Source organism: Streptomyces rubellomurinus (assembly GCF_000961885.1).
Lineage (GTDB): Bacteria > Actinomycetota > Actinomycetes > Streptomycetales > Streptomycetaceae > Kitasatospora > Kitasatospora rubellomurina.
This window is the reverse complement of record NZ_JZKH01000384.1, coordinates 1-252: the sequence shown is the minus strand read 5'-3', so window position 1 is coordinate 252 and position 252 is coordinate 1. Positions and strand designations below refer to the sequence as shown.

1 protein-coding gene is annotated in these 252 nt (G+C 73.0%); it reads right to left on the bottom strand.

Annotation, left to right across the window (positions count from 1 at the left end):
- The coding region (locus VM95_RS38295; RefSeq protein ID WP_045706412.1) for an ATP-grasp domain-containing protein at positions 1-252 on the bottom strand (252 nt) is incomplete at both ends.

Below are 252 nucleotides of genomic sequence, written 5' to 3'. Positions count from 1 at the left end.
GTGGATCCAGGTGAAGAAGGCGTCGGCGACCTGGTCGCGCTGGGGCTGGGGCAGGTGGGTGAAGCCGCCGTGGGCGGTGCTCCATTCGTTGAGGACGGGGCCGGCGGGGGTGGTGAGCCAGTCGACGCACAGCCATTGGGCGCCCAGGGACTCGGCGATGCGCCGGCAGTGGTCGGCGACGAGGTGGTGGTCGTCGTTGGCTTCGGCGCTGCCGCCCTGGCTGAGGTTGGCGAGGTAGCCGCCGGGGCGGGG